The 20,499-nt window shown below is 55.9% G+C and carries 14 protein-coding genes and 1 tRNA gene; 12 read left to right on the top strand and 3 right to left on the bottom strand.

Going from position 1 to position 20,499, the window contains the following annotated elements; genetic code table 11:
* Nucleotides 1-22: 22 nt before the first annotated feature.
* From B2R17_RS15075 to B2R17_RS15050, 6 genes are all read left to right on the top strand, one after another.
* Complete coding sequence (locus B2R17_RS15075; RefSeq protein WP_286764631.1) at nt 23-1,417, top strand: sulfatase-like hydrolase/transferase; 1,395 nt, start codon at nt 23-25, stop codon at nt 1,415-1,417.
* 105 nt (nt 1,418-1,522) lie between these two features.
* Nucleotides 1,523-2,107 (top strand): sigma-70 family RNA polymerase sigma factor, encoded by a 585-nt coding sequence (locus B2R17_RS15070; protein WP_286764630.1) that lies wholly within the window; start codon nt 1,523-1,525, stop codon nt 2,105-2,107.
* Nucleotides 2,100-3,752 carry a LamG-like jellyroll fold domain-containing protein gene (locus B2R17_RS15065; RefSeq protein ID WP_286764629.1) on the top strand — a complete coding sequence of 551 codons (1,653 nt, stop codon included), beginning with the start codon at nt 2,100-2,102 and terminating at the stop codon, nt 3,750-3,752. Before B2R17_RS15070 ends, B2R17_RS15065 begins: the two co-directional genes overlap by 8 nt.
* Nucleotides 3,753-3,905: 153 nt before the next feature.
* A complete protein-coding gene (locus tag B2R17_RS15060; RefSeq protein ID WP_286764628.1) occupies nt 3,906-5,510 on the top strand; it encodes a sulfatase in 1,605 nt (534 codons plus the stop codon).
* Nucleotides 5,507-8,299: a PSD1 and planctomycete cytochrome C domain-containing protein gene (locus B2R17_RS15055; RefSeq protein WP_286764627.1), complete on the top strand. Its 2,793-nt coding sequence runs from the start codon at nt 5,507-5,509 to the stop codon at nt 8,297-8,299. Before B2R17_RS15060 ends, B2R17_RS15055 begins: the two co-directional genes overlap by 4 nt.
* A gap of 17 nt (nt 8,300-8,316) precedes the next feature.
* Nucleotides 8,317-9,819: a DUF1501 domain-containing protein gene (locus tag B2R17_RS15050; protein WP_286764626.1), complete on the top strand. Its 1,503-nt coding sequence runs from the start codon at nt 8,317-8,319 to the stop codon at nt 9,817-9,819.
* A 109-nt stretch (nt 9,820-9,928) separates the two neighbouring features.
* Here B2R17_RS15050 and B2R17_RS15045 read toward each other — a convergent pair whose 3' ends face one another.
* On the bottom strand, nt 9,929-11,362 hold the full coding sequence (locus B2R17_RS15045) for a PhoPQ-activated pathogenicity-related family protein (RefSeq protein ID WP_286764625.1): 1,434 nt from the start codon (nt 11,360-11,362) through the stop codon (nt 9,929-9,931).
* Between the two features lie 300 nt (nt 11,363-11,662).
* Between B2R17_RS15045 and B2R17_RS15040 the strand changes: the two genes are divergently transcribed.
* Nucleotides 11,663-12,097: a secondary thiamine-phosphate synthase enzyme YjbQ gene (locus B2R17_RS15040; protein ID WP_286764624.1), complete on the top strand. Its 435-nt coding sequence runs from the start codon at nt 11,663-11,665 to the stop codon at nt 12,095-12,097.
* A 131-nt stretch (nt 12,098-12,228) separates the two neighbouring features.
* Here the strand turns inward: B2R17_RS15040 and fusA are convergent, their stop codons facing one another.
* The gene (gene fusA / locus B2R17_RS15035) at nt 12,229-14,316 is read right to left on the bottom strand and encodes an elongation factor G (protein WP_008670563.1); all 2,088 of its coding nucleotides are present in this window, start codon (nt 14,314-14,316) and stop codon (nt 12,229-12,231) included.
* A 300-nt stretch (nt 14,317-14,616) separates the two neighbouring features.
* Here fusA and B2R17_RS15030 point away from each other — a divergent pair, with 300 nt between their 5' ends.
* Nucleotides 14,617-15,516 carry a purine-nucleoside phosphorylase gene (locus B2R17_RS15030; protein ID WP_286764623.1) on the top strand — a complete coding sequence of 300 codons (900 nt, stop codon included), beginning with the start codon at nt 14,617-14,619 and terminating at the stop codon, nt 15,514-15,516.
* Nucleotide 15,517: 1 nt separating this feature from the next.
* Nucleotides 15,518-16,249, top strand: coding sequence for a tributyrin esterase (locus tag B2R17_RS15025; RefSeq protein ID WP_286764622.1), 732 nt, complete (start codon nt 15,518-15,520; stop codon nt 16,247-16,249).
* 411 nt (nt 16,250-16,660) lie between these two features.
* Here the strand turns inward: B2R17_RS15025 and B2R17_RS15020 are convergent, their stop codons facing one another.
* The gene (locus B2R17_RS15020; RefSeq protein ID WP_339887995.1) at nt 16,661-17,815 is read right to left on the bottom strand and encodes a hypothetical protein; all 1,155 of its coding nucleotides are present in this window, start codon (nt 17,813-17,815) and stop codon (nt 16,661-16,663) included.
* Between the two features lie 141 nt (nt 17,816-17,956).
* On the opposite strand from B2R17_RS15020, the gene metK reads away from it, so the two are divergent.
* The 3 genes from metK (at nt 17,957) to B2R17_RS15005 (ending at nt 20,211) form a co-directional block, all read left to right on the top strand.
* Nucleotides 17,957-19,144, top strand: coding sequence for a methionine adenosyltransferase (gene metK / locus B2R17_RS15015; RefSeq protein ID WP_008670573.1), 1,188 nt, complete (start codon nt 17,957-17,959; stop codon nt 19,142-19,144).
* 34 nt (nt 19,145-19,178) lie between these two features.
* Entirely contained in the window at nt 19,179-20,033 is an 855-nt protein-coding gene (locus B2R17_RS15010) for a metallophosphoesterase family protein (RefSeq protein WP_286764620.1), read from the top strand.
* A 104-nt stretch (nt 20,034-20,137) separates the two neighbouring features.
* A tRNA-Arg gene (locus B2R17_RS15005) sits at nt 20,138-20,211 on the top strand.
* Nucleotides 20,212-20,499: the final 288 nt, after the last annotated feature.

Below are 20,499 nucleotides of genomic sequence, written 5' to 3'. Positions count from 1 at the left end.
CGTCGGCCGTTGCGTCGCCTGCGTGACCCTGACGACTCTCACTCTGTACTGGCAAAGCACCGCCGTATCATCGCAACCCAATTTGGTCGTGATCATCGCGGACGACCTTGGTTATGGCGAAACCGGGATGATGGGTAACGCGGAAATCCCAACACCCGCGATCGACGCATTGGCTCGATCGGGAGTTCGCTGCACCAGCGGCTATGTGACATCGTCGTATTGCAGCCCGTCTCGAGCCGGCTTTCTGTCGGGCCGCTACCAATCTCGGTTTGGTTATGACCTCAACCCGACCGGAGAACGCAACAACCATCCCAACGCGGGTTTGCCACCGCAGCAAAAGACCTTCGTCAAACATCTACAATCCGCTGGCTATCACACTTCGCTGATCGGCAAGTGGCACCTCGGCACTCGCCCGCCGCAGGTTCCAACATCAAAAGGCTTTGATCGCTTCTTTGGATTCTTGCACGAAGGTCACTTCTATGTACCCGGTCCGCCGCATGAAAACGTTTGGACCATGCTGCGAGACAACTCGCTTCCGGCCGGACAATTCGAAACCAACCAAAGAACGATTCGCGGCAACTACGCTCGAATCAACGAACCCGCGTATGACGCTGGCAATCCAGTTCTCGATGGTGGCGAACCAATCGATGATTGGAACTACCTGACGGATACGATCACCGACAAAGCGGTCGACACCATCTCACAAGCCGCGTCGAATCCTTTCGCCATGGTTGTCTCGTACAACGCAGTGCACTCGCCCATGCAAGCCTCGCTTGAGGATTACGCCGCGATGGATCACATCGCCGATCCTCAACGACGAATCTTTGCCGGCATGTTGATCGCCTTAGATCGTGGGGTCGGCCGGATCATCGAGAAACTCGATCAGCAAAAGCTACGACAAGAAACACTCGTTGTCTTCTTCAGCGACAACGGTGGACCAACGGCAGAACTCACCAGTATCAACGCACCACTTCGCGGCGGCAAAGGCAGTCTCTACGAAGGTGGTGTTCGCATCCCGATGATTTGGAGCATGCCCGGAACGATTCCCGCGGGAGCTGAAGAAAAAGCTCCTGTCCTGAGTCTCGACATCGCCGCTTCGTTTTTGCCATTGGCTGTCGACGAAACCTTTCAGCTCGAAACCGATGGCACAAATGTTTTGCCTTGGATCGGCCGAGGCATCTTCGAGTCAGACCGAACGGTTTGGTGGCGAATGCCGCGTGGTGCGCGAGCCCTTCGGCATGGCGATTGGAAATTTGTCCAGGCTCGTCAAAACCAACCCATCGAGCTCTTCAACCTGGAATCGGACCTCAGCGAGTCCAACGACTTGTCCGAGACGCACGCGAGTCGCCTGCAAGAATTGCTGGCAACTTGGGACTCGATCCAATCTGAGATGCCAACGGCTAAAACGTTCGATTAGACGCACAAACGGCTTCTTCCGAATGATTTCGGTGATTGTGCGTACGGTCCACCAAATTCTTTGTAAATCCGTCGGTGCGTGGAATGACAAGGTGGAGGAAAATGTATGGCCGCTAGTGATCCACCCCGCACCAGCATCGATTCGAACAAGCGAGAACAGCGATACAACGAATTCGTGGCGTTGCTGACTCGCCACGATTCATCAATCCGTCGGTTCGTACGCTCCCTACTCGCCAACCGAGACGCGGTCGAAGACGTCGTGCAAGAAACGGCTCTTGAGTGCTGGCGTAAGTTCGATGACTTCGCAACGCAGAACTCAGGACACGAAGACGAGTTTGTCCGGTGGGCTTGCGTCATCGCACGCTACAAAGCTCTCAGCTGGCAACGTGACCAGGGACGCGATCGGTTGGTCTTTCGCGACTCGGTGGTGGAAGCACTTGCCACCTCGGCGACAACGCAACTGGAACGACGCGAAGACGAACGCCAAGCGATGGAAAGATGCTTAGCCAAGCTTGGCGAGTCGCAACGTCATTTGGTGCTAAGCGTTCACTCGCCAGGACAATCGGTCATGTCGATTGCAAAAGAAACCGGCCAAAAGGCTCGTCAGTTGTACTATCAGCTCAATGTCCTGCGTGCTTCGCTGCAGCGTTGTGTCGAAGAGCAATTGCAACAGGAGCTTCATCATGGATAGTGCTTTTCAAAAGCTTATCTACCAGGCAATCGATCAAACGATCTCTTCCGAAGACTTTGATCGACTCCAAGACTTGCTCGAAACGAGCGAAGATGCGCGGCTCGCGTATTTGAAGGCCGTCAACGCGTGTGAGTCACTGCATGAAATCGCTGCGGCGCCGTTGCCTACCTCGAACAAACCAACCGCCACGTTGCCACTGAACCGATGGCCAAGCGTCTTCGCATTTCGATCGTTGATGATCGCTGCGACCGCACTCTTTGTCGTTGGCGGACTTGCCTTTTGGCTGGGACGTCAAGGATTGAACTCAAGCAGGACCGTTGAGGTCGTTGAACCAGGATCGGCCACCCCCGAATCACAGATTGCCGGTCACGCGACGCTACGTCGTGCCGTTGATCTTAAGTGGACCGACGCGTCCATGCCGGCCAAAGTCGGTGATGTGCTTCCCAATGGTCGTTTCCAATTTGAGAGTGGCGTCGCCGAGATCGACTTTTTTTGCGGAGCCACTTTGATCGTGGAAGGCCCCGCGAATTTGGATATTGAGTCCGATTGGTCGGTCCGTGTGAACCAGGGCCGGCTTAGAGCAACAGTGCCGCCAGCGGCCCGTGGTTTTTCGGTCAAGACGGCCGAATCCGAAGTCATTGACTTGGGAACTGAATTCACGATGGATGTCTCGGCAGACACGGCTCGCGTGGAAGTCGTCGACGGAGAAATCATGTTGCGTGGCGGTGGCCTGGATGGCCAGCACTTGCACACCGGCGAACGACAAACGCTACACGGGTCTCCATCGAGCCAAGGTATCGAGGACATGATCACCGCCACGGATCTGCATCGCCGCGACGAATCCGCGATGACGCAGCGGTTTCAAAATTGGCAAGAATCAATGCGTTCGTTGAAAGACGACGAGCGGCTGATCGCCCACTTCGCAACCTCAGAGCTTGAGGGACGTTCGATTCGAAATGGTGCGACCGCCGATGGCACAGAAGATGGCTTGTTGGTTGGTCCCATCGAAGTGGTCGATGGACGCTTTGGAGCCGCGTCTCAGGCGATCAATTTCGATCGTCCTGGATCTCGAGTGAGGACACGCATCGATGGCGACTTCCAAGCGTTCACGTTCGCTTGCTGGGTCAAGATCGACAATCTGGACCAGCGTTACAACGCTTTGTTCATGGGTGACGGCTATGAGAACGGTGAACCTCACTGGCAAATTCGAGACGACGGGCGTCTGATGTTTTCCGTCATGGTCGATGATTCTCAGAGTGTCAGTTTCTACAACGAACGCGATCAACGTGTTGTTAAAGACGCAGGGCTGCATCGTGTGTACATCACCGAACCGTTCTGGGAGATCGCCAACAGCGGACAGTGGTTCCATTTGGTGGCGGTTTACGATCCAGCCTCCAAACGGGTGCAACAGTTTGTAAACGGCACCCGTATTAGCAACGAAGCCATCGAGCCCAAGTATCACATCGACACCCTACGAATCGGTCCCGCAGAAATTGGAAACTGGGGCCAACCCTTTCGTGAAACGCCTTGGTTCGCGGTCCGCAACCTGGACGGCTCCATCGACGAGCTGACGATATACAACGCAGCATTGACGACGATTGAAATTCAATCGCTCTACGAATCCGGAAAACCACTGGGTTACTGAACAGAAGCAGCGGTGGCCTCGCTGGCCAGCGTCACTTTGAATGAGCCGTTTGGGCGTTGGCCCCGGTTCTCAAATTGGCAACCGGGACCGACGCCCAACCGGCCAACACGATTAACCGACATCCCTCCCCTCCCCATCGCCCCACCGAGAAACATGCTTCGATTGTTACTCACTTTGTCTTTCGTCCTGCTCTCACAAACCGTTGACTACGCGGGCGAGAAACTCAACGTGTTGTTCATCGCGGTCGACGATTTGCGTCCAGAACTGGGCTGCTATGGCTCGCCGATCGCAAAGACACCTCACCTGGACCGCCTGGCTTCCGACGGCCTGCTGTTCAACCGTGCCTACTGCCAACAAGCGATCTGCCGTCCATCGCGAGCGAGCCTGATGACGGGGGCTCGTCCTGACACCACCGGGCTCTATCACAACTACGTTTCGCTTCGCGAATTGCAACCCAACATCCTGACACTGCCCGAACACTTCATCGCAAACGGTTATGAAGCGGCCTACTGCGGAAAGATCTTCCACCAAGGCGACACCGACGACGGACGGTCTTGGAACCGCGAATCGGTCAAACGTGTCGATGGAATCAAAAAGCCTAGAGGTCCCTACGCACTGCCTGAGAACAACAAAATGAAATCAGACAACATGAAAAGCATGTTGGCAAAGTACGGCGAAGCCGCCCGGCGAGGTTTGGCTGCCGGACCGGCGTATGAAAAGGCCGATGTCGCCGACACGGACTATGTCGATGGCTACAACACCGAGATGGCCATCGTAACATTGAAGGAAATGGTTGAGGAAGACGAGAAACCGTTCTTCCTGGCGATGGGCTACAAACTGCCTCACCTGAACTGGTGTGCTCCCAGCAAATATTGGGACCTGTACAACGCGGACGACATCCCAATGGCCGACGAAACGAACGCCCCTGAAAACGGTGCGGCGATGGGATTACACGCTTCCTTTGAGCTTCGTACCCGTGCGGGAATCCCAAAGTTCGGCCCTTTGTCGCCTGAGCTATCACGCACTTTGAAGCATGCTTACTTGGCCTCGGTCAGCTACGTCGATGCACAAATCGGCAATCTGATTGCGGCTCTGGAAGACGCCGGGGTCCGCGAAAACACTGTGATCGTGGTCTGGGGAGACCATGGTTGGCACCTAGGTGACATGGGCGTTTGGGGAAAAGCCACCAACTACGAAATTGCGACGCGAGTCCCGCTGATGATTTGGGCTCCCGACATGAAGGCACGAGGCGCAAAAACAAACGCCTTGGTCGAGCTGGTCGACATTTATCCAACGCTTTGCGAACTAGCCGAAATTAACGTGCCGGAACACACCGAAGGCACCAGTTTCAAACCGCTGATGAACGATCCAGACCAAACTTGGAAGAAGGCCGCCTTCAGCCAATACCCCAATCCGGCACTTCGCGAGTGGGCCGCTAATCCGCTCTCAAAAGGCATGCGAGAAACATGGTTCGGGCCTTTGATTCAGCAAGTGGAAGAACGGATCATCGAGCAACAGGGAGAATCGTGGGACCGCGAATTGTTCGAGCAACACCTGATGGGGTACACCATGCGAACCGATCGATATCGGCTGGTCATTTGGAAGGACCATCGCGATGCGAGTTCCGCTCCGATCTATGTCGAGCTGTTCGATCATGCAAACGATCCCAACGAGACAACCAACATCGCCAACAAACACCCCGAACTGACCAGCGAGCTGCTGGCACGGTGGAATGCCGGATGGAAGACCGCACGATGAGATTGCAATCACGCTGGAACCGCTGGACCATCGCGGCGTCGCTGGTTGCCTTGGCAATCAGCACGACCAACATCGGCTGGGCGGAGAAAGTCGACTACGAAAACGACATCGCTCCCATCTTCGACGATCGATGTGTCTATTGTCACGGCGAAGATGAACAGGAATCCGGTCTGCGTCTCGATTCACGCCCTCACATGATGCGTGGTGGTGACTCGGGTTTACCAGCGTTGGTTCCTGGTCATCCAGAAAAGAGTCTCGTGATGGACGTGATTCGCCATCTCGATGAAGACATGGCGATGCCACCCGACGACGATCAGTTGCCCGATGAAGAAATCGAAACGATCGCTCGTTGGATCGCCGAAGGCGCCGATTGGCCGGGTCAGATGGACGCGGTCTTTGAGAATGAATCGGATCACTGGGCATTTCAACCAATCGTTCGTCCCGACGTTCCGCCTCTCTCGAACAATGAAGACAAAACACTTCAACCGGTCGACGCATTTCTTCTATCTCGATTGGCAGAAGACGATCTTGCCTACTCGGACGCGGCAGATCCGCGTCAGTTGATTCGTCGACTATCGATCGTCCTGACGGGGCTCCCACCCAGCCCCGAAGAAGCGGAAGCGTTTGTCGATGACTTCTCACGCGATGGTAATCTCGCTTACGAACAAGCCGTCGATCGGCTACTGCAGTCACCTCATTTTGGCGAGCGTTGGGCACAACATTGGCTTGACGTGATTCGATGGGCGGAAACCAATGGTTCCGAAGCCAATCTGTATCGAAAAAACGCCTGGGTCTATCGTGACTATGTGGTTCGGTCTTTCAACGAAGACAAACCCTACGACCAGTTCGTTCAAGAACAGATCGCGGGCGATTCGATGGGCGCGGGTGAAGCCACCGGCTACTTGGTTTCTGGTCCACACGTTCCCGCCGCGACCGTCGGACGTGAGCCAACCGCGATTCGTCAAGCACGCGCGGATCGTTTGGACGAAATCATGCAAACCGTTGGTGCCTCCGTGATGGGCGTGACCGTTGGATGTGCCCGTTGCCACAACCACAAATTCGATCCGGTTTCAATCCAAGACTACTACTCGATGACGGCAGTCTTCCAAGACGTCGAATTCGGAAGTCGCCAACCAGAGTTTTCTGCAGATCACCCGCTCCGCAAACGCGGCCAAGAAATCTGGACGCAAATCCAATCTGAACGTGCCAAGCTTCGCGAAGCTGGGGGCTGGGAAGAAGACTGGGGCGCCTACCGCGAACTTCATTTTCCTGCGGCGACAACCACGGCCGTTCGCATCCGATTCAAGACACCCAACTTGGGATTGGACGAACTGGAGGTTCTCGGTCCTCATGGGCTGAACCGCAACCTCGCTGATTCACGCGAAGGCACAATCGTGACGGGGTTCCCTGAAGAAGGTACCGACGGTCGCAACCCCATCGAGCGAGTCAATGATGGCGAGTACGGAACCATGGCCTGGCGGACCAAACTTGATGCGAAGAAAGAAGAACGCCCATGGGTCCAGTTTAACTTCCAAAGTCCCCAAACGATCAACCGTCTTCGCCTGAGCAACAACCGCGAATATTTCTATGACACTGACTACCTGAATAAGAAGCCGTTCCTGCCGAAGTATCAGTTCGACATGGATATCATGCAGGACGACGGGACATGGCAACCGTGGACGGGCACTTGGGCGGTCAATGACAAACTCCTGAAGAACAATCCGCAGCGAAAGCAAACGCTCAACAGCATTCAGAAGTTGATCGACCAGCTATCCGAAGAAGGGCCCCAGCCGAGTTTTGTGGGCCGGTTCATCGAACCTGTCGTGACGCGAGTGCTACTACGCGGCAGTCCCGAAAGTCCTCACGACGAGGTCATGCCCGCGGCTCCGGAGATTTTCGACGGCGACTTGGGACTCGACTCCTCGGCATCCGGTCCCGAACGCAGACGCGAATTTGCGAAGTGGCTGACATCGCCTGAGAATCCGCTGACGGCGAGAGTCATGGTCAACCGAGTGTGGCACCATATTTTTGGAACAGGAATCGTTCCGACGACCAGCGACTTTGGTCGTGCCGGCGCATTGCCCACACATCCAGAGTTGTTGGACTGGCTTTCCGCTGAATTCGTATCACCAGCAAGTGTTGACTCCTCCGCATGGTCCGTCAAATCGCTCATTCGAATGCTGGTGATGTCCGAAGCATTTCGTCAATCAAGTTCACCGAACGAGAAAGGGCTCGAGCGGGACGCTGGCTCAGCATTGCTGTGGCGTTTCCCACCGCGACGGATGGAAGCGGAGGTCATCCGTGATTCGATTTTGATGGCATCCGGAACGATTGACCTGAAAATCGGCGGACGCAGCTACCGAATCCACAACGAAAAAGCGACGTACGCGCAGTGGCAAGTGGTGAACAATCACGGTCCCGAAACCTGGCGCAGAATGCTGTACCAAGAACGCATGCGTCGCGTGGACGATCAAATTTTCACCGCCTTTGACTTTCCCGACTGCGGACAAGTCCGAGCGAAACGGCCTGTGTCGACGACGCCACTGCAAGCTTTGAATTTGATGAACAGTGACTTTGTGTTGGAACAATCCGATCGGATCGCTACGCGAGCGTTGCGAGAATCGAACGACGAACTCGATGTTGCCATCGAACGGTGCTTCGAACTCCTGCTTGGCCGTTCACCCACTGAAACCGAGCGAGCAGCTTGCTCGCAAGTCGCTCAGGACGGCAATCTCGCTTTGGTATGCCGAGCGCTCATCAATTCCAACGAACTTGCGTTCCTCCCATAACATCGGACCAACTCACCATGACAAATCCTGAGAACTTCTCTGCTCACGGTCGGCGTTTGTTGGACCGACGCAGCTTCCTTGGTACGGCGGGGCTTTCGACTGCCGGTCTTGGACTAGCAAGTCTCCTGCAATCAGACGGGTTGCTCGCGTCGGACGTCGGCACAGCCGGGGGCAAGACGCCTATTCGGCCATCGATCGATCCAAACAATCCGTACCTGCCGCGAAAAGCACATTTCGAGGCACCGGCAAAACAAGTTTTGGTGATCTTCTGCCCGGGTGCGGTCAGCCACGTCGACACGTTCGACTACAAACCGGCCCTCACCAAACTGCACGGACAAAAACCACCTGGCATCCCGGCGGTGACCTTCGAAGGTCCCACCGGAAACATTGCCAAACCGTTCTGGGATTTCAAGCCACGGGGCGAATCCGGAAAGATGGTCTCGGATCTCCTGCCACACTTGGCAGAACAAGTCGATGACTTTTGCTTTCTGCATTCGCTCAACACAGACACGAGTGCCCACCCACAAGGCGAGAACTTTCTCAATACCGGCTTCACGATGGAAGGGTTCCCGTCGTTTGGTTCTTGGGTGACCTACGCCCTTGGCACGGAAAACCAAGAGCTGCCCGCGTTCGTGGCAATCAACGATCCTCGCGGATTGGCTCGCAGCGGCAAGAACAACTTCGGCAATGGATTTCTGCCCGCCGCGTTCCAGGGAACCGACTTCAATGCGAAAAATCCACCGAACAATCTTCACCGTCCAAGCAGACTGACGCCCGACGCTGATGCGGCCACCGTTGACTTGCTTCAACGTCTCAACGCAAAGCATCTGGAACTCTATCCGGGCGACGCTAATCTGGCCGGCCGAATCGCAAGCTATGAACTGGCGGGAAAGATGCAAACGTCGGTTCCTGACGTAATGGATCTTTCCGGCGAAACTGCCGCGACGTTGAAGGCCTACGGCGTCGAAGGTGGAAGCCAATTGCGTGGCGAATATGCTAAGAACTGCATCCTGGCTCGGCGGCTGATTGAGAAAGGAGTTCGGGTCGTTCAATTGTTCAACGGCAGTGATCCTGCCGGCGGCAACGGAATCACGAACTGGGATTCGCACTCCAACATCGCGAAAACTCATGCGATGCAGGCCGAGATCATGGACCAACCGACGGCGGCACTCATCGCGGACATGAAACAAAGAGGCTTGCTCGAAAACACGTTGGTTGTGTGGGCAACGGAGTTTGGCCGGATGCCGTTCTTGCAATCCAACGGCACGGGACGCGATCACAACCCAGACGCTTTCACGTGCTTCCTCACCGGAGCCGGGGTCAAGAAAGGATTCAGCTATGGCGAAAGTGATGAGTTCGGTTTCAAGGCGGCTGTGAACCCAACCTCCGTCTACGATTTCAATGCAAGCCTACTGCACTTGATGGGACTGGATCACGAACGACTGACGTACTACCACAACGGATTGGAACGACGACTGACAAACGTCCACGGGAATGTCATTCACGACGTTCTGGCGTGATGCTCGACCATCGACTGAGATGGACAATTCGCAATGAAGATCGTGAATGAACCGGATAGTGCGTCTCGGTGGGGGACCACCGAGCTACAAATTCGTCATGCGATTTGTCTCAGTGTAAAACGTGGATTTGCGAAGTCACCGACAACGGAAACGTTCCGCCCGATTCGTATTGAGCTTCGATGAATGCGGCTGAGCTACCGGAAGTCGGTGGTGTGACTTCCGAACTCCAACTCCCATCATCAGATGCATCCAATGGCGAGGAGGTCCAGGTTGACGATCGCAGATCACGCGTCGGCGACGTTGCCGTCCACAGCATCACCTTCGCGGGAACCTTGTCACTCGTTGCAACAATCTTCAAACCGTCCGCGGTTTTCTCCGAACGAGTCTTCCATTCGGGCAAGGACTTGCCTTCGCAGACGTATCGATGAAGCACCGACACGCCGCCAACCATTCTCGGGATGTCATTCAAACCGTGACCATTGTTGGGGATGTTCAGCAGAAGAGTTGGGCCGGAAAGTTCTTCGAAGTAATGCTGAGTTGAATCGGCCGGCCAATATGGATCGTTGCTGCCCAACAACACCAGCTTCGGCATCGTCAAAGCCGCCCGGTGCTCAAAGGGATCCACCAATTGAAGCAACGATTTCCCGTTGGGCGTTCCCATCATCTTTTGAAGACCACGGCGTGTGTAATCTTCGATCTGCGGCGAATACGCTCCCCACGCATCGATCTGGTGTTCCATTTGCCGGTTCATGTTCAGCATGTCGATCACCATCGGCGCGATCGCTTTGACACGTGGATCGGTTGCTCCAACCAAGTAGGTCGTCCAGCCTCGCTTGCTCGCGCCCGTCACCGTGAAGCCATCAATCGACAATCCCCATTCATCCTTCGTCGCGCCAACGACCGCGTCCAGCGCCGCCGAGGCTGCTCTGGCCATCACCGGCAACAGCGGCCAATCACGGTCACTCGTCTCGAAGAACTTCTGAAACGTGTGGGCGATCAAAGCATCTTCCTTCAAGCCGTCAAACATCGGCTGAAACGGAACCTGCTTCAGGATCGCAACCGGAGTCTTCACCTCCAACGCGACGCTCGCCAGCAAAACCGCCTCGCGCGGCACTTCGATCGTTTCGGGACCATCCGATCCCCACTCCGCTTTCCACGATCCGCCGCTGATCAACATCAATGCGTTGGATTCGTTCGGGTCAACTTCGGGCGGATTCAGGATGTACAACAGGTGCTGCCAGGGGACTCCCTGCCACGTTTGCGACACCAAGTGAATCACCACATAGTCGCACCCCGCGATCTCACCGCGAGCACGAACGTCCCAGCGAAATGAATCATCACGTTTTAAAACCATTTCTGCCAAACGCTGCGTCGCGTCCGATTTGATCGCCTCTGTTTCGAGAGGAGCGATCTCTTCGGCTCGCGACTCACCGATACTGCTCAGAAATGCTCCCAGCACCAACAAACCGAACACCCATTGATTGCTATACACCGATTGAGACTCGACCGTTTCGAGGATTCCATGCCGTGGATCGTCATCCAATTGGCCGACATGGAGAAAGAGATTGCAAAGACAGATTGCTGAAGGAACAGCGAATCGCGTTCCGGAATATCATCCCATAAAATCACATGTCCAACACGAATAGGTGTTGGGCGGTCGAAGAGAAAAACTGGCGGACGACACCCGTCGGTTGAGAATCAGCTCATATCGAACGATCAAACCGTATTCGCGTCAGACAACCGATATGGCGATGGACGCCGCGTCCCGTTCAGAACCCAAATGCTGCTCGCACGTGCACTGCTATGGCACGTACTCCGAACTCAAACCTTAAGGAACCCACCGTTGAAAACATTGACGAAAGAGTTGTGGATGGAAATTCCCAGTCGCCGCGGAATCGTTTCGATTCATCGTGATGTAGAGCAATTGGTTCGCGAAAGCGGTATCCAGGAGGGCATGGCATTGATCAATGCCATGCACATCACGGCGAGCGTTTTCATCAACGACAATGAGTCAGGCCTGCACGCAGACTACGAACGCTGGCTTGAAGACTTGGTGCCATTCAACGCGGGAACCGATCCGGCATCCGGTGGTTACATGCACAATCGAACTGGCGAAGACAACGCCGACGCTCACCACAAACGGCAAATCATGGGACGCGAAGTCGTGGTAGCCATCACCGAAGGCGAATTACACCTCGGTCCATGGGAGCACATTTTCTACTACGAGTTCGACGGCCGCCGCCGCAAACGAATCCTCGTCAAAATCATCGGCGAGTGATCGCGGACGAATCACACACGGATGAGCGGGACCAGATAGAGCAACTTGTTTTGCCGCCGCGTCCGGTCCGCGCACAAAAAAACCACGCGATGTGAGTCGCGTGGTTTTCGTGTTTGAACAATCGAAGTGGCTTAGCGAGCGCCGGCCAATTCGTCTTTCTTGCGTTCCGCGATGATCTCTTCTTGGATGTTCGAAGGAGTCTGACGGTAGGCCGCCAATTCCATCGTGAACGTTCCTTGACCTTGAGTCATGCTGCGAAGGTCGGTTGCGTAACCGAAAGTTTCCGCCAAAGGAACTTCCGCCAAGATGACGGTCATGCCTTCGTTGGTATCGTTGCTGGTCATCAGACCACGACGACGAATGACGTCACCGGTGACGGTACCTTGGAAGTCTTCTGGCACTTCGATTTCGACCTTCATGATCGGTTCGAGCAACTTCGGAGCGGCTTGCTTGAAGTACTCGCGGAAGCAACCTTGAGCAGCCGTGTAGAAGGCTTTTTCGCTCGAGTCAACGTCGTGGTAGCTACCGTCGAGCAACTCGATGCGAGTTCCCACAACGGGGTAGTCAGCGATTGGGCCCTTGCCCAGGATATCGCGGAAGCCTTTTTCAACAGCGGGGATGTACTGCTTCGGAATACGACCACCAACAACCTTTTCTTCGAACTCGAAGCTGTCTTCGCTTTCCGATTCGATCGGGATCAGCTTGCCAACGATGTGAGCGTACTGACCTGAACCACCGGTTTGCTTCTTGTGTTTGTAGTTGAACTCGACTTCGCGAGTCGGGCTTTCGCGGTAGGAAACCTTTGGAGCACCGACTTCGATTTCGACGCCATATTCGCGGCGAATTCGTTCGATGTAAATTTCCAGGTGCAACTCACCCATCCCCGAGATCAAGATCTCGTTGGTTTCTTCATCGGTGTAAACACTGAACGTTGGGTCTTCCTTGCGGAAGCGTTGCAACGCCTTGCTCATCTTGTCGCCATCGCCACGGTTCAGTGGATTGACGGCGATCTTGATGACGGGCTCAGGCACGTACATCGATTCCAACGTCGCGTAATCACGCTCGCTGCAATACGTGTCCCCGGAAGCACAATCGATGCCCATGACGGCGATGATGTCACCAGGGCCAGCTTCATCGATCTCCTCACGCTTTTCACTGTGCATTCGCACGATCCGGCTGAAGCGTTCTTTTTTCGTCGAACGTTGGTTCGTGTAAGCTTCGCCCTTCTTGATCGTGCCTTGGTAGATACGCATGAAGGTCAGCTGACCGAATGGATCTTCGACGATCTTGAACGCCATGCCCACGAACGGCTTGTCCGCATCGGGTGACAATTCGATCTTCTTGGTTTCGTCCGAAGGGTCACGTCCGTAGATTTCGCGATCCAGTGGGCTGGGCAGATACTCGGTGACTGCGTTGAGCAATGGCTGAACACCTTTGTTCTTGTATGCACTGCCCATGTAAACGGGAGTCGCACCGTTGAGAACTGCTTCACGCATGACCCGGTAGATCATGTCCTTGGACACTTCTTCTTCGCTCAACAGCAATTCCATCACTTCATCGCTGTAGTTGGACAATGAATCCAACATTGCAATGCGTGCTTCTTCCGCTTCGTCTTTCAAGTCAGCAGGGATTTCGCTGGTGACAACCTTTTCGCCTTGGTCGCCTTCGAAGGTGTAAGCGACCATTTCGATCAAGTCGACGACGCCACGGAAATTCTCTTCCGCACCGATTGGGATTTGAGCGAGGAAGGCATCGGCACCCAACTTTTCGCGAAGTTGTTCAACGACGCGACGTGGGTTGGCACCGGTGCGGTCCATTTTGTTGATGAACGCCAAACGCGGAATTTGGTAGCGTTTCATTTGACGGTCAACGGTGATCGATTGGCTTTGAACGCCACCGACACTGCACAGAACCAAAACCGCACCATCGAGAACACGCAGAGAACGTTCCACTTCGACGGTGAAGTCAACGTGGCCGGGGGTGTCGATCAGATTGATGTGATAACCGTTGTGCGTCACGCTGGTCGCGGCACTGGTGATCGTGATCCCACGCTCTTTTTCGAGCTCCATGTGATCCATCGTGGCGCCGTCACCGCCACCGCGAACATCTTCGATCTTGTGGATACGTCCGCTGTAAAACAGGATGCGTTCGCTCAGAGTGGTCTTGCCCGAGTCGATGTGGGCACTGATACCAATGTTTCTGACCTTCTCCAAATTCATAATACTTCACCTAAGCTCGACCAATGCGGCGGTTCCAATCTCGCCCGTCGACAACTCTGACATGGATGTCGCAGTAATTCCGGGAGGATTTGGAGGGTGGCCGACGAATCGTCAAAAATTGTTGGGGGGTGTAGACTGGCAAAACCGGGAATCGCCCGGACATTCTTTTCGAATCACATAAGAAATCGAACGGAAATATCGCAAAGGTGGCTCCGATCGGGAACCCCAAAACGAATCAGGCGCAATCTTTGCTCGCCATTGCGGCCCGATCCCCCCTGACATTGGATTTTTGAAACGATTTTGCCCATCAAATTCGACCGACCCGCCGTCACGGACTCCGCTCCCGATCTCTCCGAATCGCTTGCGGCCCTCCGAGACAGAGCTCCAATCCTGGCTAAATTCGAAAAACCTCCCCTAGGAGTCGTCCTGGGCAGTGGTTTGGGGGGACTGGCTGACGCAATCGAGTCTCCTACGATCGTGCCCTACGCTGAGATCCCCGGGCTGGCCGCGTCCACCGCGTCAGGCCACCGTGGCGAATTTCTGATCGGACACTTGGCATCTCGTCCCGTCATCGCGATGGCGGGACGCCTGCATCTTTACGAAGGTCATTCCCTTCGGGACGTCACCCGACCGGTCGCCTTGATGACGGGATTGGGAATCAACGAGCTCGTCGTCAGCTGCGCCGCCGGCGGATTGAATCCCAATTTCAATGTCGGTGACCTAGTCCTCCTCAACGAACACAGCAGTTGGCTGGACGGAAAACTGGGCGCCCCGCCAACCAGTTTTCAACGAACAAACGACTCGGCAGACGAGTCCGCCGCTGCCGCGGGATGTTTCCGACGAAGCCTGAGCACCTGCGATCCACAGCTCGACGCGATTGCTCATCAAACCGCTCATACGAACGGGTTTGAACTTCGACGAGGAATGTATTTGGCCGTCAACGGTCCCAACTACGAAACCCGTGCGGAGTGCCGAATGATGCGGCGTCTCGGTGCTGATCTGGTTGGCATGAGCACGGTGCCGGAACTGTTGTGTGCCGCCTCGGCCGGAGTCCGAACGCTTGGTATCTCCGTCGTCACCAACCTCGCATTGCCCGACGCACCCGCGACAGCCGACCATGCGGATGTCTTGGAAGTGTGCGAGCGAGCCGCCGAGCGGTTACAACAAATCGTTCGAGCGATTGCCACCCACGGAGCTTGATGTGACGAAGGAACCCCAGCAGCCCGATCATTCGATTGACATTTCTCAAATGTCGGATGCGGAATTGCACGCCGCCTTGCAATCGATCCCCTGCCAATCCGGCGAAGACGAACCCGCACCGCTGGTCGAGCTGACTGGTCTGAAAAGCCAACACTCCGCCATGATGCGTTGTGAAACGCCGCTTCGATTTCAAGCGACGGGCAACCTGGGTGATTACGCCTTTGCCTTTTGCCGTGACGCAGACATTCGGCTGGACGGCAACGTCGGTCATGGTGCTGGTGACGGGATGAGCGGCGGAGTCGTCTTGATCACCGGCAACGCGGGCTGCGGATTGGGTTCGGCCATGACCGGAGGAACGCTGGCCGTTTACGGCTCGGCGGGCGATCGAGTTGGCTCGGCGATGCGCGGCGGCAGCATCTTTGTTCGCGGAAGCGTTGGCGATGACACCGGTGCGGGTGCTCTCGGCGGCACAATCGTGGTCGGTGGCGATGCGGGCGCCCGACTCGGTGACGGCCTGAACAACGTGACCGTCTTCCTGCGAGGCAAAGCCAAATCGCTGGCCCCCGGAGTCATCGAAGCTCCCTTGAGAAAACGCGAAGAAGTCCGTTTGGGTTTGCTTTTGATGGGTGCCTCCATCCGTGGTTCGGCATCTGAGTTCCGACGCATCATTCCCAAAGCACGTTTGGACGCCGAAGAAGCGGGTGCCGGTGAAATCCGCCCGAACTGGCGTTAGAAGCGGCCCCGCTGTCACTCTGGTTGGCCTGATTTCGCTCTCCATCGGATCGTAGCCGGAGCCTCCAGACTTCGGTCTTCCTCCGAACTCCAGACATGTCTCGCAGCTTAATAATGCCGTTTTTCAGCCGGCTTCCGGCACCTGCTTCTCCCCCAAACCGCAGTTTGGCAGAAGGTCGAGCGAAGCCGTTCAGGTGGACTCGAGAGCGAGGGCTGAATGTCCTTTCAGAGTAGAACATATGTCCCAATGTTTGCGTGATAGGTTGGTTTCGTCGAGCAGTGTGACGCGAACGTTTGAAAGTGGACTTGGGTGCGATGAGGGTTGGCGATGGAAGGCTGCCCGACGGAACAGTTGAGGACAACTGTTCTACTCTGATTCGCGATCTCCGAAGCTGATTGGAAAACGATTCCCTCAACCACCAGCGACAACGTCGAGGTAGCGATACCCACCGCGATTCTGGCGAGCAATCTCTTTCATGAACGAGTTCGCTGGTTCGGGCCCGCTGCCAAACTGGATCGCGTGGATCACCGTTCCCGACTGCTCCGCTCTCCGGCGAATGTCTGCCATTTGATCCGCACTCATCGTTTGAATCGACGCATCCGTCAAAAAGAAGATCGCGTCTGGTGCCAATCTGAGCGCCATCCTCAACGCCAATTGATGTTCCGTCCCACCGACCGCAACCGTTCGGTTCACGAACGCTTCGGCTCGCCGGCGAATTCCATCCTCACCAAACACCAGCCCCGTTGTTTGCCCATCCGACGAAAACGCCTTGGGACGATCGTTGTAGAAAATTACCTGAAACTGCTGACGCTCGCTGAGTGTTCTCAAGCTGCGGATCAACTCTTGCTTCGCAGCACGCAATGGCTTGCCACCGGACGCGGACATGCTTTCGCTGTGGTCAAATACATAAACAAACGTGCTGCCGGAACCCGACACGCCGAACACCGACGTCGTCGTTTGGCCGGCACCTTCACCCGCTCGCGACGTTCCTGGAACAAGCTCGCCAGTGCCCAACTGGTCAGCGGTTTTGCCCTCGCCAAATTGCAAAACGCCTTCCACGCCGGTTCCTTGCGACTCACCCGCCGCCACACCTCGGCGAGTCATCTCCGCAAACAAGCCATCCAAATCCACCGGCGGAACAAATCCGGCGGGCGGAGCGGACGCGGCAGACGCAGTCGATTGAGACTGCTCGGCATCGGACTGATCGACCGACTTGGAACGCTCGTCCACCTTCCGATCGGATGCATCCGCCGTCGCAGCATCGGAATCTTCTGACGAATCTTCGGTGACGTACCGAGTCCGATCGGGCAACCGATACGCCATCGCCACACCAACGCTGGTCGTCGGCTGCTCAATGGTGCCAGCGGACTGAGAACTCACCCACCCGAGAATCGATCCGATTAATATCAGGTGAGCCAAACACGAACCCACAAGCGGCCAAGTCGATACCGCCGGCCGCTGCCAAGGAGTGACGGCGGGCGGGTCGTTGCCAGTTGGGCGAGTCGCTCCCGAACGGCCGGACTTTCGGCCGTCTGAATGGGGTTCGTTAGAAGGCGAGGTGGCCATGGCAACTCAAGTGCGTTCTTTTCCGTTATTTGTGCCGCTTTGCGCCGTCGAGACCAGACTTTACGCTATGGGGCACGTCGCGGGAGGAAACGAAATTCCATCGGCGATCAATGTTCGTTTGTTTTCCCGGAGATCAGTGTAGTGAGTAACGAATCAGGCCGTTTTCTTTTCACCAGTGAATCGGTCAGCATGGGCCACCCCGACAAGCTGGCGGACCGAATTTCCGACAGCATCTTGGATGCATTGTTGGCCCAAGACCCCCACAGCCGCGTCGCTTGCGAAACACTCGTCACCACTGGCTTGGCCGTCATCGCCGGCGAAATCTCGTCCAAGGCTGACGTCGATTATGAAAAGATCGTCCGCGACACAATCGTTGCCGTCGGCTACGACGATCCTGACACCGGGATCGATGGCAAAACCTGCGAAGTGCAAATTCGCCTCGACGCCCAAAGCCCTGACATCGCTCAAGGCGTGAACTCCGACGAAGCTTCGGGCAAAGACATCGGTGCCGGCGACCAAGGCCTGATGTTTGGCTACGCCTGCAAAGACACTCCTGAATTGATGCCACTGCCGATCGCGCTGTCGCACCGCATCATCAACCGCATCACCGAAGCTCGCTTCAACAAAGAAGTCGACTGGTTGCGTCCCGACAACAAGAGCCAAGTCACGGTTGAATACGAAGGCAATCGCCCCGTTCGCATCGAAGCCGTCGTCGTCAGCGCTCAACACGGCCCCGATGTCTCGCACGACGAAATCGAAAAGTTTGTGATCGAGAACGTCGTCAAACCATCCATCCCAGCCGAGTTGGACAAGGGCGACATCAAGTATCACATCAACCCAACCGGCAAGTTCATCATCGGTGGACCTCACGGCGATTGCGGTTTGACCGGTCGCAAAATCATCGTCGACACCTACGGCGGCTGGGGCCGTCACGGTGGTGGTGCCTTCAGCGGAAAAGACTCGACCAAGGTTGACCGCAGTGCCGCTTACATGGCTCGCTACGTTGCTAAGAACATTGTCGCCGCCGGCTTGGCCGAACGCTGCGAAGTTCAATTGGCTTACGCAATTGGTGTGACCGAACCCGTCAGTGTCCACGTTGACACCGAAGGCACCGGCAAGATTGATGACGCCAAGCTTTGCGAACTCATCCGCGAGCACTTCCCGTTGACTCCCGGCGGAATCATCGATCACTTGCAACTGCGTCGTCCTGTGTTCGTCGAAACCACCGCGGGCGGCCACTTCGGTCGCGATGGCGAAGGCTTCACTTGGGAAAAGACCGACAAAGCGGACGCGTTGGCCGAAGCCGCTGGTGCAACCGCCACCGCTTGATGTTTCGTCCTTCCTAAGTCGTTGCAACGTCTCCTTGAATCAGCCTCTTCGCCGAATCGCTTGGATCACCGACCCGCACTTTGATCATGCCAAACTCGATGTTTGGCAATCGTGGGTGGCGAAACTGCTGGAACTCGATCCAGACTCGATTCTGATCACCGGCGATTTGTCCGAAGGAGACGATGTTGCCTATCAATTGCGATGCTTGGCCGAATCCTTGGATCGGCCGATTCACTTCGTGCTCGGCAACCACGATTTCTATGGCAAATCGATCGCGTCCACGCGTCGCGATCTGATTGCTCTCTGCCGTGACGTCCCGCAACTGACCTACCTCACCGACCACCCCGCGATGCCGCTCAATGCATCCACGGTTTTGATCGGTGACGATGGATGGGGCGACGCAACGCAAGGCGACTACGCCGGGTCCAACGTTCGCCTCAACGATTTTCAACTGATCGAAGACTTCCGAACCAGCGATCCCGATGGCTGGCAATCGCTTCTGATCGCGGAAGGCAAAGCCGCGGCGGAACGCTTGACGGACAAGCTAAACAATTTGTCCGACGAGATCACACAAGTCTTGATCGCCACCCACGTCCCACCGTTCCGCGAAGCGTGTTGGTACGAAGGCAAAACGACCGACGACAACTGGGCCCCCTTCTTCGTCTGCGGCCAAGCTGGCCAAGCACTCCGCAAGGCCGCCGAGCAGGCTCCCAACCGCAAACACGTTGTCTTGTGCGGGCACACTCATCACGACGGCATCGCACAGATCGCCGACAACCTCGTCGTCCACACCGGTTTTTCGCGGTACGGCAGTTTAGAAATCGAATCGATGCTGACGATCGAGCCAGACTCCCTGGACCTCTCGCGCCCCGCCATCTGCTTCCCCTGAGAACGCAGCTTAGCAGCACAAACATCCTCTGTTGCCAGTCCCCAAACGATCTTCCAGCCTCACCGCTAGCAACGTAAACTCAAACAAGTCTTTGCAACCCAAACGCCCTCGTAGCTCAGCTGGATAGAGCAGCGCATTCCTAACGCGCAGGTCACAGGTTCGAATCCTGTCGGGGGTACTCAAAACAGCTTTGCTATTCTTTGTTGACTCATCGATTGCGGTGCGAAAGCCATTGGGCGTGCGAATCATTGCCACCAAGTTTTTAGGGAATCGATACCCAAAAACTCTTGTTCGAAAGAACAACGCCCCATGGGACGCCTCTGAAAGGCAATGCCGCAGTACCGGCTCGAAGTTTCTGGACAGGCCGTCGCCACACTCAGTGGCATAACGTACTACCTGGGTGAGCACAACTCACCGGAGAAGCGAGGGCAAACGACCGCACCCGAGCCGAAGAAGCAGCAACCAG

The sequence above is a fragment of the Rhodopirellula sp. UBA1907 genome, from assembly GCF_002337565.1.
GTDB lineage: Bacteria > Planctomycetota > Planctomycetia > Pirellulales > Pirellulaceae > Rhodopirellula > Rhodopirellula europaea.
Note: the sequence above shows the minus strand (reverse complement) of the source record. Positions and strands in the feature narration are given on the sequence as shown.

Bases quoted from the DNA above. Each gene is read 5' to 3' on its own strand.
- B2R17_RS15070 (WP_286764630.1), top strand. From the start codon at position 1,523: ATGGCCGCTAGTGATCCACCCCGCACCAGCATCGATTCGAACAAGCGA.
- B2R17_RS15065 (WP_286764629.1), top strand. From the start codon at position 2,100: ATGGATAGTGCTTTTCAAAAGCTTATCTACCAGGCAATCGATCAAACG.
- B2R17_RS15060 (WP_286764628.1), top strand. From the start codon at position 3,906: ATGCTTCGATTGTTACTCACTTTGTCTTTCGTCCTGCTCTCACAAACC.
- B2R17_RS15055 (WP_286764627.1), top strand. From the start codon at position 5,507: ATGAGATTGCAATCACGCTGGAACCGCTGGACCATCGCGGCGTCGCTG.
- B2R17_RS15050 (WP_286764626.1), top strand. From the start codon at position 8,317: ATGACAAATCCTGAGAACTTCTCTGCTCACGGTCGGCGTTTGTTGGAC.
- fusA (WP_008670563.1), bottom strand. From the start codon at position 14,316: ATGAATTTGGAGAAGGTCAGAAACATTGGTATCAGTGCCCACATCGAC.
- B2R17_RS15020 (WP_339887995.1), bottom strand. From the start codon at position 17,815: ATGGCCACCTCGCCTTCTAACGAACCCCATTCAGACGGCCGAAAGTCC.